22 protein-coding genes are annotated in these 13,798 nt (G+C 59.2%); 20 read left to right on the forward strand and 2 right to left on the reverse strand.

The annotated features are described in order from the left end of the window. Nucleotides 1–291: 291 nt before the first annotated feature. Nucleotides 292–894 carry a hypothetical protein gene (locus AT6N2_RS01455; protein ID WP_233282459.1) on the reverse strand — a complete coding sequence of 201 codons (603 nt, stop codon included), beginning with the start codon at nucleotides 892–894 and terminating at the stop codon, nucleotides 292–294. A gap of 103 nt (nucleotides 895–997) precedes the next feature. On the opposite strand from AT6N2_RS01455, the gene AT6N2_RS01460 reads away from it, so the two are divergent. The 16 genes from AT6N2_RS01460 (at nucleotide 998) to AT6N2_RS01535 (ending at nucleotide 11,469) form a co-directional block, all read left to right on the forward strand. After that, nucleotides 998–1,342, forward strand: a complete 345-nt coding sequence (locus tag AT6N2_RS01460) for a hypothetical protein (protein ID WP_209087851.1) — start codon at nucleotides 998–1,000, stop codon at nucleotides 1,340–1,342. Further along, a complete protein-coding gene (locus AT6N2_RS01465; RefSeq protein ID WP_209087853.1) occupies nucleotides 1,339–1,620 on the forward strand; it encodes a hypothetical protein in 282 nt (93 codons plus the stop codon). Before AT6N2_RS01460 ends, AT6N2_RS01465 begins: the two co-directional genes overlap by 4 nt. Beyond that, a complete protein-coding gene (locus tag AT6N2_RS01470) occupies nucleotides 1,620–2,765 on the forward strand; it encodes a hypothetical protein (RefSeq protein WP_209087856.1) in 1,146 nt (381 codons plus the stop codon). Before AT6N2_RS01465 ends, AT6N2_RS01470 begins: the two co-directional genes overlap by 1 nt. 60 nt (nucleotides 2,766–2,825) lie before the next feature. Next, nucleotides 2,826–3,026 (forward strand): hypothetical protein, encoded by a 201-nt coding sequence (locus AT6N2_RS01475; RefSeq protein WP_112501946.1) that lies wholly within the window; start codon nucleotides 2,826–2,828, stop codon nucleotides 3,024–3,026. After that, the gene (locus AT6N2_RS01480) at nucleotides 3,026–3,253 is read left to right on the forward strand and encodes a hypothetical protein (RefSeq protein WP_209087859.1); all 228 of its coding nucleotides are present in this window, start codon (nucleotides 3,026–3,028) and stop codon (nucleotides 3,251–3,253) included. The genes AT6N2_RS01475 and AT6N2_RS01480 overlap by 1 nt, the downstream gene beginning before the upstream one ends. An 89-nt stretch (nucleotides 3,254–3,342) precedes the next feature. Further along, entirely contained in the window at nucleotides 3,343–4,116 is a 774-nt protein-coding gene (locus tag AT6N2_RS01485) for an ATP-binding protein (RefSeq protein ID WP_209087862.1), read from the forward strand. Nucleotides 4,117–4,456: 340 nt separating this feature from the next. Further along, nucleotides 4,457–5,014 carry a DUF669 domain-containing protein gene (locus AT6N2_RS01490; protein WP_209087865.1) on the forward strand — a complete coding sequence of 186 codons (558 nt, stop codon included), beginning with the start codon at nucleotides 4,457–4,459 and terminating at the stop codon, nucleotides 5,012–5,014. Nucleotides 5,015–5,076: 62 nt separating this feature from the next. Further along, complete coding sequence (locus AT6N2_RS01495) at nucleotides 5,077–5,829, forward strand: hypothetical protein (protein WP_209087868.1); 753 nt, start codon at nucleotides 5,077–5,079, stop codon at nucleotides 5,827–5,829. 75 nt (nucleotides 5,830–5,904) lie between these two features. Continuing rightward, nucleotides 5,905–6,957, forward strand: a complete 1,053-nt coding sequence (gene dnaN / locus AT6N2_RS01500) for a DNA polymerase III subunit beta (protein ID WP_209087871.1) — start codon at nucleotides 5,905–5,907, stop codon at nucleotides 6,955–6,957. After that, a complete protein-coding gene (locus AT6N2_RS01505) occupies nucleotides 6,957–7,244 on the forward strand; it encodes a hypothetical protein (protein ID WP_209087874.1) in 288 nt (95 codons plus the stop codon). The genes dnaN and AT6N2_RS01505 overlap by 1 nt, the downstream gene beginning before the upstream one ends. Next, nucleotides 7,241–7,420 carry a hypothetical protein gene (locus AT6N2_RS01510; protein WP_209087877.1) on the forward strand — a complete coding sequence of 60 codons (180 nt, stop codon included), beginning with the start codon at nucleotides 7,241–7,243 and terminating at the stop codon, nucleotides 7,418–7,420. The genes AT6N2_RS01505 and AT6N2_RS01510 overlap by 4 nt, the downstream gene beginning before the upstream one ends. A 2-nt stretch (nucleotides 7,421–7,422) precedes the next feature. After that, nucleotides 7,423–8,352 (forward strand): oxidoreductase, encoded by a 930-nt coding sequence (locus AT6N2_RS01515; RefSeq protein ID WP_209087880.1) that lies wholly within the window; start codon nucleotides 7,423–7,425, stop codon nucleotides 8,350–8,352. 20 nt (nucleotides 8,353–8,372) lie between these two features. Continuing rightward, nucleotides 8,373–8,909 (forward strand): sigma-70 family RNA polymerase sigma factor, encoded by a 537-nt coding sequence (locus AT6N2_RS01520; RefSeq protein ID WP_209087883.1) that lies wholly within the window; start codon nucleotides 8,373–8,375, stop codon nucleotides 8,907–8,909. After that, nucleotides 8,909–10,642: a DEAD/DEAH box helicase gene (locus tag AT6N2_RS01525; protein ID WP_209087886.1), complete on the forward strand. Its 1,734-nt coding sequence runs from the start codon at nucleotides 8,909–8,911 to the stop codon at nucleotides 10,640–10,642. The genes AT6N2_RS01520 and AT6N2_RS01525 overlap by 1 nt, the downstream gene beginning before the upstream one ends. A gap of 90 nt (nucleotides 10,643–10,732) precedes the next feature. Beyond that, the gene (locus AT6N2_RS01530) at nucleotides 10,733–11,260 is read left to right on the forward strand and encodes a siphovirus Gp157 family protein (RefSeq protein ID WP_209087889.1); all 528 of its coding nucleotides are present in this window, start codon (nucleotides 10,733–10,735) and stop codon (nucleotides 11,258–11,260) included. Continuing rightward, a complete protein-coding gene (locus tag AT6N2_RS01535) occupies nucleotides 11,257–11,469 on the forward strand; it encodes a hypothetical protein (protein WP_209087892.1) in 213 nt (70 codons plus the stop codon). The genes AT6N2_RS01530 and AT6N2_RS01535 overlap by 4 nt, the downstream gene beginning before the upstream one ends. Nucleotides 11,470–11,509: 40 nt before the next feature. On the opposite strand, the gene AT6N2_RS01540 is transcribed toward AT6N2_RS01535, so the two are convergent. Beyond that, on the reverse strand, nucleotides 11,510–11,719 hold the full coding sequence (locus tag AT6N2_RS01540; protein WP_209087895.1) for a hypothetical protein: 210 nt from the start codon (nucleotides 11,717–11,719) through the stop codon (nucleotides 11,510–11,512). A gap of 108 nt (nucleotides 11,720–11,827) precedes the next feature. Here AT6N2_RS01540 and AT6N2_RS01545 point away from each other — a divergent pair, with 108 nt between their 5' ends. The 4 genes from AT6N2_RS01545 to AT6N2_RS01560 are packed head-to-tail and all read left to right on the forward strand — an operon-like array spanning nucleotide 11,828 to nucleotide 13,792. After that, nucleotides 11,828–12,373: an MT-A70 family methyltransferase gene (locus AT6N2_RS01545; protein ID WP_209087898.1), complete on the forward strand. Its 546-nt coding sequence runs from the start codon at nucleotides 11,828–11,830 to the stop codon at nucleotides 12,371–12,373. Beyond that, nucleotides 12,373–13,191, forward strand: coding sequence for a methyltransferase (locus tag AT6N2_RS01550; protein ID WP_209087901.1), 819 nt, complete (start codon nucleotides 12,373–12,375; stop codon nucleotides 13,189–13,191). Before AT6N2_RS01545 ends, AT6N2_RS01550 begins: the two co-directional genes overlap by 1 nt. Continuing rightward, on the forward strand, nucleotides 13,188–13,421 hold the full coding sequence (locus AT6N2_RS01555) for a hypothetical protein (RefSeq protein ID WP_209087904.1): 234 nt from the start codon (nucleotides 13,188–13,190) through the stop codon (nucleotides 13,419–13,421). Before AT6N2_RS01550 ends, AT6N2_RS01555 begins: the two co-directional genes overlap by 4 nt. Beyond that, nucleotides 13,418–13,792, forward strand: a complete 375-nt coding sequence (locus AT6N2_RS01560; protein WP_209087907.1) for a DUF6511 domain-containing protein — start codon at nucleotides 13,418–13,420, stop codon at nucleotides 13,790–13,792. The genes AT6N2_RS01555 and AT6N2_RS01560 overlap by 4 nt, the downstream gene beginning before the upstream one ends. Nucleotides 13,793–13,798: the final 6 nt, after the last annotated feature.

Below are 13,798 nucleotides of genomic sequence, written 5' to 3' on the forward strand. Positions count from 1 at the left end.
CAGAAGGGGAGACGACTATGAGAAAGACCGCAACCAATGACTTCGAAAATTTAGCGCCGGTGGAGCATGAAGCTCTGCCGGCGTTGTCGTGCATGCAGCAAAAAACGAAAAGGGGCGTAATGAGCCGGCACCACCCGTAACTCCGCCCCTTCTCCGTACTAACACGCCGAGGAGACCTTCGCCGAAAGGCGGGATCAAAGCGCGTATTCCATATCCGCCACCACAGCGGACAGCCAATCTCCTACACAAATTTGTAGGAATTGTCAAGCGGCATCGCGGTCCGCCAACCTGCTACGCCGTAACCACCCGCTCCGAAAGGACGATGACATGAACAGCTTCCACGTTTTTCACCTCAAGCTGCGATCCGTCGTAGCGGCTAAGCTGAACAGCGCCATTGCTCATTCCTTCGAATCGCCCGATCCAGGCGAAGCCGCCCGAATGTGCCAGAACGTCGTCGCCAACGACGGGCCAGCGGGAAGGGTCAAGCCAAGCTTTCACGCCAACGTGGAAGACGGGCTCCATCACTTTCGTGTCGATGACGATAGCGTACCTGCCTTCGGGGATGCGCTTGCGGCCGTAGTTGATGGGCTCAAACTTGAACTTGCCAGCCTTGCGGTCGGAAATCTTGCCGTAGGTGCGGGCAACCGTAATAGGCGTGATGGAAGGGGAGGTTTCGGCCGCCTCGCGAGCCATCTCCGCCACATCTTCTTCGGACACACCGAGGAAGGTAGCTATGGCCGGGAACTGTCTAGGTCTCGGGATGACACCAGCCTTCCAGGTGCTGAAGGTCTGCTGAGGCACGCCTAACTCTTCGTAGACAGCGCGATCCTGTACGGCTCTCCGCTTCTGCTCTTTCAGTATCGATTGCAGGAGGCGCGACTTAACTTCAGGCATGCATCCACCTTGGTGAAATCTTGACAAATTTGTAAAAATAGTTTAGTTTCATAACCCTGCTGCTTTGTCAACCACAAGGCGGCCACCACCCAGAGGAGACGACATGACGCTTATCACCAGCACTATGCTGGCGGATATGCACGCGCGCCGTGAAAACGGTGAGAGCGTCGCAGATATCGCCGCCAGATACAACGTCAAGCCAATGGCAGCATACCAGAGGCTGCGGCGCACATACGGCCTGCAGAAGCAGCGGGCAATCATCCCAGCCAATGACAACAATCCCGACCGCACGACGCGCCTGGCGCCCCACAACGGCGGCTGCTCTACGCTTTCGGGCCTTATGCCAGTTTCGTTGCCGCGTGTTCTGACCGCGGCGAACGACAATGCTGACGATCTGGCAGCCGGGCAGGCGGTCAACGACTACGCTTTGCGTGGGGTGGCGGCATGACCTGCGATTGCGATTTCTTCAATTTCGGCGATCCGGTCCGCAACCGGCAAAATCCTCATCTCACCGGCGTCGTCATCGGCGATCGCAACTGGGGCAGCGAGTATCAGGTGCGCCTTGCCGATGGCGCCTCGACGATCTGGTGGCATGGCTTCGAGATCGAACACGATCCGGATGGCGAACCGCCGGCGAAAGAGGATGACGACACCAACGTCGTCAAGGTCGACTTCACACAACGGCGCGCGATGACCGCCGGGACAACAACGGAAGGAGCAGCGTGATGGGTGAGCAGAGATTTAAGGTTGGTGACTGGGTTCGCCGTGTGGAGCCAAGCGACTGGCCGGAGCAATACGGCGTGGTTGATGGTGTGTACAAGGTGCTGGAAGTGTCTAAACGTGGTCATGTCGTTGTGATCGCCGGTTCAACTGCGGCAATGCAGGGCGCATTCGAGCCATGGCACCCGCGCGTTGGCGAGCGGGTGCGCACCATCAGCGGCGGTGATATTGAGTACATCGGTGTTGAAGGTGTCATTGAGACTGATGACGGCGCGACAGACCGGAACTTGAGGGTCAAGCTCGACAAGCCTATAGAGAAATGGGGCGACACAAAGATCTGGCGCAGCGCGCGTCATCTCGAACCAGTCCTCACCACCACCGCACCAGAACAGCCCGCCACCCTCAAGATCGAGGCCGGTCGCTTCTATAAGACGCGAGATGGCCGGAAAGTCGGGCCGGCCTTTATTGTTGGCAGCTGCGCGGTATTCGGCGACCGCAGCAATTATGCCAGCGCGGTATGGGCAGACGATGGTCGCTCATCTCATCGAGGCGACAAGTTGAGCCTGAAAGACAACGACATCATCGCCGAATGGATCGACGAGCCAGTCGTCGCGAAGGCCAAGGCCAGCAACGACAACGCGCAGCCGAAGTTTAAGGTCGGTGATAGGGTGAAGTGCCTGAAGAGCTATCCAGGGCAGTTCACTGCCGGAAAGGAATATGTCGTCTCTGCCGATCACTTTGGCCGCAAATATGAGAGCGTGAAGGTCAAGCGCGATGATGCGGGATCAACCGAGAACGGCTGGCTACCTGAGTTCTTCGAGCTTGTAGCACCCACCACCACCATCGTCGCCCTCATCGAAAACGGCCAGCCAAAGCCGTCGTCGACGCCGCACGTTCACGCGTCCACCGGCGCGGCCGAGAAGGAAGCCAAGCGCCTAGCGGCAAAATACAAAGGCAAGCAGTTCGGCGTGTTTACGCTGACCACGACGCATGAAGAAGCCGCGCCGGTCTATGACCACAAGTGGCAGAACATGGCGGCGCTGGGCCTTAAGATCGACGCGATCAAGGAGCTGCGCGCTGTGGCTGGCCTCACGTTGAAGGGCGCCAAAGACGCCGTCGAGGCGTGGATCGAATACGAGAACGCCGCCTAACCAGCGCTAGCGGCTGGACACCAACCAGCCGCCCCTCACCACATCATTGAGGAGACTATTATGAAGGATGCTTTCGCAATCCTCGGCGCGACACTGATCACGCTCGTGCCGCTCAGCGCTGTTGTCGCCGCGGTCGCCGCTTGGGTGACGCACGTCTATGTCTGTATTCAGGCAAGTGCGTGGATCCTGCTGGCCTTTGGCTGCGTCGTCGCACCTGTCGGCATCATCCACGGCGTCGGCGTATGGCTGGGGGCGTTTTGATGACCTACCCCAAGTACACCGAATCCATCACGGCACCACCGCTCGACCACGTGCCGGTCACACCGACGCCGCGCAAATACGTAACGCGCGGCCTGAAACGCGGCGGCATCGCTGCACTCACCGCAGGAGCTGCCGTCGGCCTCATCATGCTGTTTCCGTTCGCGATCGTGGCACTCGCCGTCCTCGGCGCAATCTGGTGGCTGTTTTGCCGTCTGTTCGCGCGCTGATCGCTCACTGGCGCTGGCTCATTGTCTTTGCGGCCGCCGCCTACATCGCCGCCATCATTTTCACTGCACCACCACATTGAGGAGGCCTTATGGCTATTTCACTTTCGTCCCTGAAGTCGACGAAGAGAGCGGACCCGCCTGTCATTCTGCTCTACGGCGTCGACGGTATCGGTAAAACCAGTCTTGCCGCCGAATTCCCTGACGCGCTCTACCTACCGACAGAAGGCGAGCGCACACCGTCCGACGTCGAGCTCGTCACGCCTGGCACCATCGAAAGCTTCGACGAACTGCTCGACGTCTTCGGCGAACTGCTCACTGAGGAGCACGACCGCAAGACCGTTATCCTCGACAGCCTCGACGGGCTGGAGCCGCTGGTCTGGGCAGCAACCTGCCGCCGGATCGGCGTGGCATCGATCGAGGAGGCCGGCTTCGGCAAAGGTTACGTCGAAGCTGACAGTGAATGGAATGAACTTATGGCGGCGGTTTCTGCGCTCGCTCAGCGTGGCATCTGCGTTGTGATGCTGGCGCACCCTGAAATCGTGCGTTTCGACAGCCCTGTGACCGATCCGTACAGCCGCTACCAGCCGAAGCTGCACAAGCGTGCAAATGCCCTGGTTCGTGAGAAGTCCGACATCGTCGCATTCATGAACTACCGCATCTCCATCAAGGAGAAGGAAGTCGCGCGCCAGACGAGGGTCGCTCATGCTGAAGGCGGCAAGGAACGTCAGATCCATCTCGTCGAAGGCGCGGGCTTCAACGCCAAGAATCGGTACTCAATGCCCGACGCCGTCCCGTATCGAAAAGGGCAGGGCTATGCCGAACTGGCGAAGCACTTCCCGGCGCCCACGGGAGTGGCGGCGTGATGGGGTGGCCGCAGATTACATGGATCGCTCTTGCCGCCGCAGGCGTCGCGATCAGCGCAGCAAAGCACGGTGAAAGCCGCGGTCCGCACAGTTTTTGGCAAACATTGGTTGGCACGGGCATAGGGGCTGGCCTCCTCTGCGCGGGAGGCTTCTTTTGACCATGTTCCGCGGCGAATCGTGGTTCGCGTGGCACCCCGTAAAGGCCCGCACCCGCTCCGGCCAACTCATTTGGGTTTGGCTCATTCATGTCTGGCGCGACCAGGCGTCGACGCAATTCGGTAGCGGGCCTTTCCGCTATTACCTCCGCTAACCACCACACCACACCACAAGGAGACTGCGCATGGCAGGACTTGGTCAAAGATTTGATGCGACCGCACACGACACACAGCAGAACGACTATGCCGAACTTCCAAACGGCATTTACAAGCTCGAGATCGAGGCGAGTGACGTCGGCCCGACGAAGGCAGGCAACGGAACCATTCTCAAGACGACAATGGTCGTCATCGAGCCCGAAAGCCTCAAGGGCCGCAAGCTCTTCACGACCTACAATCTCGAAAACTCCAACCCGCAAGCCCAGGAGATCGGGCAGAAGCAGTTCGCCAGCCTTTGCCGCGCCGTTGGTGTTTCTGCGGTCGAGGACAGCGAAGAGCTTCACTTCCTGGCGTTCACTGCCAAGATCGGCCTTGGCAAGGCACAGAACGGCTACCAGGCGCGCGCCGAGATCAAGCGCTACTTCTTCGAAGATGAAGGAAACGTCCCGGCGCCTGCGATCGACGCCAACCAGCCCGCACCACAGCCACCCGCAGCCAACGACAACCGCCGCACTGCCGCCACCAACGACAACAAGCCTGCCGCTGCGGCCGCTGGCACGACGCGTCGGCCCTGGGGAAGCAAGTAACCATCAACGCGGGCTGCCTCACCAGCGGCCCGCTACTTCACCACGTTTGAGGAGATTTGCGCATGGGATGCGATATCCATTTCTATGTCGAAAAGAAAATCGGCGATCAGTGGGTCACTGCTGACGAATGGGAAGATGACAAATACGATGAGGGTCGCAAGACCGTCGACTATAAGAAGCAGTTTTACAGCGGCAGATCGTACAATCTGTTCGCCATACTTGCCGACGTCCGCAACGGTCGCGGATTTGCAGGGATGAAGACAGGAGAAGGGTTTAACCCGATCGCCGCTCCGCGCGGCGTGCCCGACGATTGCTGCTCTGAATATCGGCAGATGATGGAGGACTATGGTTGCGATGGGCACTCGCACTCGTATTTCACCCTCGCAGAGTTGCTGGCTTACGATTGGACGCAAGTCACGCAACAACAGGGATGGGTCAACCCAATTGAGTGGGCTCAGTGGCGCGACTACGGGAAGCCGAACGGATGGAGCAGCGGTATCGGCGGCGGCAACGTTCGCCATCTCAGCAACGAGGAATTCGAGGCAGCTTGGCAGAAGGTTCGCCAAGAACGAGGGTATCCTGAGCAGCGCTACGCCTCTGCGCACCTGAACCGTCACCAAGAAGATGCGGGCGATCTGAAGCGCTTAAGGGAGATTCTTGGCGGCTCGCCATACACGCTCGTGTCTTGGTCCGAACCGTATTTTGAGGCCATCAACAGCGAATTCTTCAGCCGCACCATCCCGCGCTTGCTGAAGGTCGCGCAGGAGGTCGGCGGCGCGGACAACGTGCGAGCCACATTCTTCTTCGACAACTAACACACCCAGCCTGCCGCTCACCGCGGCAGGCACCACCACACACCGCGGGCCAACCCGCGACCAGAGGAGATACCCATGCAACTTGTCATCCACAAGGAAGACCTGACGCGTGCGCTTGCCGCCACGACAAAGGTCGTTGAGAGCAGAGTTAGCATCCCCATCCTGTCGAGCGTCCAGCTTGCTGCCGCAGGCGACGGTCTGGCCATCACCGCCACCGACCTCGATATCAGCGCCACGGCAGGCGTGTCCGCAGAGGTCAGCAAGCCCGGAAATATCTGCGTCAGCGCCAAGCTACTCAACGACATCGCCCGCAAGGCAACGGGAGACATCACCATGTCTCTGGATGGAGACAAGCTTTCGGTGAAATCCGGACGCTCGCGGTTCTCGCTCGCCACTCTCTCTGCAGAAGACTTCCCAACGCTCGGCGAAGACAGGTTCGACGCTGAATTCGAAATCGACCTTGCTGCGCTTTTTGCGCCGGTGTCGTTTGCAATCTCGACGGAGGAAACGCGCTATTATCTAAATGGCGTGTTCTTCAAGGGCGGCAGCAAGTCGGAAGCCGTCGCCACCGACGGTCATCGTCTCGGTCGCCACTTCGGCCCTGAGCTGCCAGCCTTCCAGGGCGTTATCGTGCCGCGCAAGACGGTGGGCCTGCTGCCGAAGGGCAAAGTGCAGGTGGCTGTCAGCCAGCAGAAAATCCGCATCGTGTCGGACGACGTGCGCATTACGTCGAAGCTGATCGACGGCACATTCCCTGACTACGAACGCGTGATTCCGAAGAGCAACGAGCGCGTTGTGACCGTTGACCGCGATGCGCTGATGAAGGCTTCCGATCGCGTTTCAACGGTGTCGTCTGAGCGTGGTCGCGCCGTGAAGTTCAGCATCGCACCGGGTAGCATTGCGCTGGCTGTTGCGGCTGGCGAGGCATCGGCCAATGATGAAGTCGAGGCGGAATACAGCGGCGAGCCGATGGATATCGGCTTCAACGCCGCCTACGTCCGCGACGTGCTGAATGTCCTTCCGTCTGGTCCGGTCAAGCTGGCCTTGCAGGATGGTGGCACGCCGGGGCTGATCACGTCCGATGGCCTTGAGGGGCTGACGCTCGTGTGTATGCCTATGCGTGTCTGATGAGCGCCGAGAACCAGAACGGCGGGCTATGGAGGCCCGCCAACTCCACCGAAGGCGCAGATTTTGAGCGCAACTGGTGTCGCCACTGTCGCAGCGATGAAGGCGAGAACTGGGAAGACGAGTTTGGCAACGACGTTCCCGGCGTCTGCGTAATCCGAGCTCAAGCTCTATGGGGCGGCCAGCCAGATGAGTGGGTGCGCCGTGATGGCATGCCGTGGTGTGTGGCCTTCAGCCAGGATCCCGAGAAGCCAGCGCGCTGCCTGTTTACTAAGGAGATGGATGAATGAAGCTGACCGGACGCACGCGTTACCGAACAAACTGGCGCGGCAAGCTAATTTTACAAGTCGAATTCACTAGGCACTACTGCCACGACCTGAATGGGAGCGGGTATTACGACGAGGGCGAGACCACGCATTGGCGCGACGCCAAGGCTGAAGACATCATCAACAAAGAGGTCTCGTAACCTTGGCCCCACTCCCCAAACCGGAATCCAGCACGGTCAGAGCCATCTACCACGCCTACGAAGCCGCAGCCTCCTCATGGGATAGCCTCGGCATATCCGTCGGCGAAGCAAATAATCCATGTGATCGCGCCCTATGGTATGCCTTTCGCTGGGCCTCACCGCTGGAAAAACATCATGGCCGCCAGCTGCGTCTGTTCGAAACTGGCAACATCGAAGAAGACCGGCTCGTCGCCGACCTCGAGCGCATTGGCGTCGATGTCTACGGGCAGCAGGAGAAGATCAGGCTGGTGCAGGGTCACGTGCGCGGTAAGTGCGACGGCAAGGCAATGGGCGTAGTTGAGGCGCCGAAGACTGAGCATCTACTCGAATTCAAGTCCAGCAACACCAAAGGCATGAAAGAGATCATCAAGAAGGGCTGCAAGGAAGCAAAACCGCTCCACTACGGCCAATGTCAGCTTGGGATGCATGCCTTCGGTCTGTCGCGCTGCCTTTACCTCGTCAGCTGCAAAGACGACGACACTCTCTACGCCGAGCGTATCGAATACGATCCAGAGTTCTGTCTGCGTCTATTGGCGCGGTTAGAGCGCATCATCAATTCGCCTGAGCCGCCGTCCCGCATCAATGAGGCCGCAGACTGGTTTGAGTGCACTTTCTGCAAGCACAAGCCTGTCTGCAAGGAGAGCGCTTGGCCTCGCGTTACATGCAGGTCGTGCATCCACTCGTCACCAGAGATGGGCGGCGACGGGCACTGGTCCTGCGCGCGATGGGCAAAGCCGATCTCGTTTGACGAGCAGAAGGAAGGCTGCCCCACGCATCTGACAATTCCGGCTCTCGTGCCCGGCGACCAAGTAGATTGCTCGGAAGAGGACGAAACAATCACTTATGTGCTGCGAGACGGCACGACATGGATTGATGGCGCCACCAACGCCTAGCACCACATGAGGAGACGATCATGCCGCTTGTAGCACGCACGCAGCTTGTCGCTGCCAACGACAACAATCCGCGCAGTCCCGAGTTCGACCGCAAGCTTCTGGCCTACGAGCCGGCCTTGCGGAGACTGGCGCTGAAGATCACGAAGAACGACGACGCGGCCGACGAGCTGTTTCAGTCGGCGATGGTCGTCATGTTGCGCCGCCATCGCGAATGCCGCCTTGAGACGTTTTGGACGTGGGCCGTCCTCTGCGTTCGGGGGACCGCGCAGGAGTTCGTTCGCACCAATTCCACCAAGTCGAGGTCCGCAGAGGTCTGCAGTCTCTCGGCGTTCGAAGAACTGCCGGGCTCAACCGATCCGCATCAGGAGGAGGGCACCGACCTATCGCGTGTTGTCTCTCTGCTGGAAGGCCGCAATGGCACGATGTTGATGCGTCGGGCGATGGGCGAGACGCTGGAGGCCATCGGCAACGACCACGGTCTCACCAAAGAGCGAGTGCGGCAGATCGTCATAAAGGAGCGGGCGAGGGTGCTTGGTCTGCTGCGGGAGGCGGGTTGATGCTTGAGCTCCGATATTATCAGCGAGATTCGCTCGACGCGCTTTACGAATACTGGCGAAACGGAGGTGGTAATGGCCTCATCGTGCTCCCGACTGGCGCCGGTAAGGCGCTCGTAATTGCCAAGCTGATCGAAGAACTGCTGTCGGACTATCCCGATATGCGCATCCTCAATGTGACGCATTCAGCAAGCCTGGTGGAGCAGAACTTTAAGGAGTTCATAGGCCTCCTACCGTTTGCACCGGCCGGTATCTATTCGGCCGGCCTGAATCGTCGCGATGCTCGCGCGCAGGTGCTTTTCTGCGGCATCCAGTCTGTGTGGAATAAGGTCGAGTTGCTTGGCAATATCGACCTTGTGATCGTTGATGAAGCCCACGCCATCAGCCGCAACGCCAACACGCAGTACGGCAAGTTCTTCAAGGATGTGCGCAAATACAATCCCGACAGCAGGACGTGCGGCACCACGGCCACCGATTACCGCATGGACTCGGGCCGGTTGACCGACGACCTCGACGATGATGACACCGTAGATGAAGCAACCGGCGTGCCTGTCCGCTTCAAGCTTTTCGATGACGTAGTCTACGAGATCGGCATTGGCGAGTGCATCGAAAAGGGATTCCTGACCCGCCTCACCAGTACTAAAACGACGTCCAAAATCGACCTGAAGGGCATCGGCACGCGTGGCGGCGAATACATCCCCGGCCAAGTGTCTGCTGCGGCTGAACAGATCATAGAAGCGGCGATTGCTGAGGACATGGCGATTTCTGCCGGTCGCCGCGCTGGCCTATTCTTCAGCACGAGCAAGGAGAACGCGAAGCACGTCGCGGACGCCATCCGTCGGCATGGCAGGACGTGCGCCGTCCTTACCAGCGACAACGCGCATCAAACGAAGGAAATCTTCGAGGGCTTCAAGGCGGGCAAATACTGGGCAATCAGCTCGGTCAGCATGATCACCACTGGCACCAACTTTCCCTTCGTGGATTTCATCAGCTTGATCTTGTCGACAAAAAGCCCAGGAAAACTGGTGCAGATTCTCGGTCGCGGTACTCGCAACTGCCCCGGTAAGGATGACTGCCTTATCGCCGACCATGGCCGTAACCTGGCCTACCACGGACCTATTGATCAGATCAGCCCACGCGCGCCAGGCAAGGGTGAAGGCGATCAGCCAAAGAAGGTTTGTCCGCAGGAAGAGACAGATATTGAAGGCAAGACGGGTTGCGGTGAGCAGATTCCAATCTCGCGGATGACCTGCCATTGCTGCGGCTACATTTTCCCACCAAGCGACGAGGTGAAAATCACTGCGCAGGCAGCCGATGTTCCAGTCCTCAGCATTGCTCCACCAGAACCGCGCACAGTCACGTCCCGCAGCTTTTACTACCACGAAGGGAAGGGTGATAAGCCGCCGTCGGTCAAGGTCAGCTATATGTCCGGCATGACGGCGATCAACGAGTGGCTTTGCCCGCAGCATAGCGGATTCCCGAAGTCGAAGGCCGACCGTTACTGGCGAGCACATGGCGGCAAGATGCCGTTTCCAAAGACTGTTCTGGAATGGATCGAGCGTCAGTCAGAGCTGGCCGACACGGTGGAGATCACGGTGAAGCCGCGCCAGAAGTATTGGGATGTTGTCGGCCACGTGGTTGGTGCGGCCAATGATAACAGGGTGTCGCCGGCTAATGACAATGTGCCGGAAGAGGAGGATTGGCGGGTGCTGATGGACGATGACGTGCCTTTTTGACTGGGGCGCAAGTCTTGACAAATTTGTAAAAACGGTTTAGCTTCAAACTCTACGCCACACCAATGGCGTCACCACATTGAGGAGACATAAATGAGCGAGAGAAGATCCGCCAACGACAACTATTTGGCCGCCGACGTCGCCAACCTCGAAGCGCTTTTCGCCGACATGCTTGCCGCTTATCCCGAATTGGAGGCCGACGAAGAACTGCGCGCAGATATGCTTGAAGGCGAAACCAACTTCCACGCTGTCCTGACGCGCCTCGTCAACGGCGAGCGCGATGCCGATAGCCTGGCAAAGGCAGTGGCTGGCCGCATCTCAGACCTGCAGGCAAGAAAGTCGCGCGCCGAGCGCCGCAAGGAGGCGATGCGCAGCCTGATGTTTAAGTTGCTGAAGGCCGCTGGCGTGCCCCGCGTGCCGCTGGCCGAGGCGACGATCTCCATCGGCAAGAAGGCTGCATCCGTTGAGATCATCGACGAGGCGCTGCTGCCTGCGGAAGTGGTGCGCATCACCATCGCGCCGGACAAGAAGGCCATCGCCGACCTTCTCAAGGCGGGCACAGACGTGCCGGGAGCAAAGATGGGTGAGGCGGGTGAGCAGCTGTCGGTGAGGGTGGCGTGATGGCTCTAGCGACAGCGATAAAATCCGAGACAGATGGCAAGTTCTATGTGACGCCGATTTCATGTGGAGTTGCTGGCGTGCCGTTTAAGGAGAAGTGGCAAGCAGAGCGCGTGGCAGATGCAATAAACGCTGCTTTCGCATCAGGTCAGAATGACGTGCGCGCTTCCCTTCGCGCCCTTATCGGCGCGGCGCCGGATGAAAACGAATGACCACCCCCAAATACATGATCGCCTACGGTAGCGCAGCTGTTCAGGCTGCGCGATCAGGGGCAAGCGAGTAGATGCTGCGGTAATGGTCTCGTGCGTCTTCGAACTTCTTTAGGAATTCAGTGGATGCGCTCGAGCCGGCGTAAGTGGCATTCCAGTCACCTGGAGCACCTTGCGCGATGATGTTGATTGAGCAATCCAATTGCGCTTTCATCATAGACTTCAGTTCTTCTGCGGTCTTATTTTCTTTCACAATCGGTTCCTCTTCTGAATCGGTACCGCAGTTATAACATAACACCACCAACCGCGCCACCAACGCGGCTTCCGCTTCGGCGGGAACACCACAGTCTGAGGAGACAATATGAACCCGCTACCAAAGGGGCGCTACGGCGCGATCCTTGCCGACCCGCCGTGGTCATTCAGAACCTACGCCAACGACAACGTCGCGCCCGCACGCGGTGCGCAGCCTTATGCCGTGATGTCGCTAGACGATATTGCGGCGCTGCCCGTTTCCGACGTCGCGGCAAAGGACTGCCTGCTCTTCCTGTGGACGGTTAGTCACCTGCAGCGCGAAGCTTTCGACGTCGCCGAAGCGTGGGGCTTCAAGCCCGTCTCGCTGGCCTTCATCTGGGACAAAGGTCGCATGGGCATGGGCTACTGGACCAGGCAGGAGGTCGAGGTCTGCCATTTGTTCAAGCGTGGTCGCCCGAGGCGCCTAAGCCGCGGAGTTAGATCGGTCATCCGTGCGCCCCGTCGTGAGCATTCCCGCAAGCCTGATGAGCAGTACGGGCGCATCGAGTCGCTTGTTGCTGGTCCGTACCTCGAGTTGTTCGCTCGACAGGCGTGGCCGGGTTGGTCGGCTTGGGGGAATCAGGTCGGGAAGTTTGAAGTCGAGGAGGCAGCGTAATGGCCAAGCTCACCAAAGCTCAAGCGAAAGCCCATGCGCAGGCCTGCGACCTGCTGACCAAGCCAGTGCTGACCGAAGACGATAAGGACTACGTTCTCAAGAACTGGAACGAGGGCGCTAACCACCTCAACGGAGCAGCCGGCGCGTTCTTCACGCCGTACGACATGGCGTTCGATTTCACGATCGATGCTATCGGGCAGGGCGGATATGGCGGGCAGATCATCGACCTGTGCGCTGGCATCGGCATGTTGTCCTACGCTTGCTGGCATCGAAGCCACCAGAAGGCCCGTATCACCTGCGTGGAACGCAATCCGGATTACCTCGCTGTGGGTCAGAAGATTTTGCCAGAGGCCGAATGGATCCTCGCCGACGTGATGGACGTGCTGGGCATGGGGCTGGGCCGGTTCGACGTGGCGATCAGCAACCCGCCTTTCGGTAAGATCAAACGAGAAGGCGGCGCTCCTCGCTACACCGGGGCAGAGTTCGAATTCCATGTGATCGATATAGCTGCGCATCTGGCCGACTCGGGCGCGTTCATCGTGCCGCAGATGTCAGCTGGTTTTAACTACAGCGGCCGGCCTTGCTACGAGCGGCAGAAGGAAGGCAAGGCGGTGAAGTTCCAGGAGCTCACCGGCCTTCATTTCGAAGCTGGCTGCGGGATCGATACTGCCTTCTACATCAATGATTGGAAAGGAGTCTCACCCATGTGCGAGATCGTTTGCATCGAGTTTGCTCGTCCGGAAGAGGGGCGGGTTGTTGCGGCGGTGAATGACAATGTGTCGCGGGTGCAGGCGGATTTGTTTGGGGTGGCAGCATGACCCCCGCCGAGATGAAGGAAGCCTGCAACGCAAGCCTTGCTGGCGCGCGCGAATTCGGATTGGAGGAGAGCATGGCTAGCGTCACGCTGGTCTTGCCTAAAGGCTTCAAGCCACCGACACGTTTCCCGCGCGGATATCTGTTGCAGGTCAAGGATGATGGCAGCCGACTGCGCAGCTTTCCTGCAAAGAAGTTGATGGCGTGGGTCGAATGGGCGGAGGTGCAGGCATGACCAAACTTCCAACAACCCCGCGCCAACACACACCGACGATAGACGCCGACCATAACCCCACCACCTGCTTTGTCTGCGGTATGCATGCGTTTGGTATCGGCGTGAACGCCAACGGCCGCGACAAAGACCCCCACTATATTTGCCGGAGGTGCGCCGTGGGCATCGACAATTACAAGAAGATCGAGCGGCTCGACGACTACGAACTGCGGGCCTTGGACGCTGGCGTTGATGCCGTCGGCGAGTACATCGCCGAGCATGGGGTGACGGACCTCGCGCACTTCGACGAACTCATGCAGCGCATGATGGTCAAGGCCGCATGGGAAGGCTGTGCGCGAGGGCTGAGGGCGGCGCTTAGTGAGGCTCCATTCTGATGGAGG

Source organism: Agrobacterium tumefaciens (assembly GCF_017726655.1).
GTDB lineage: Bacteria > Pseudomonadota > Alphaproteobacteria > Rhizobiales > Rhizobiaceae > Agrobacterium > Agrobacterium tumefaciens_B.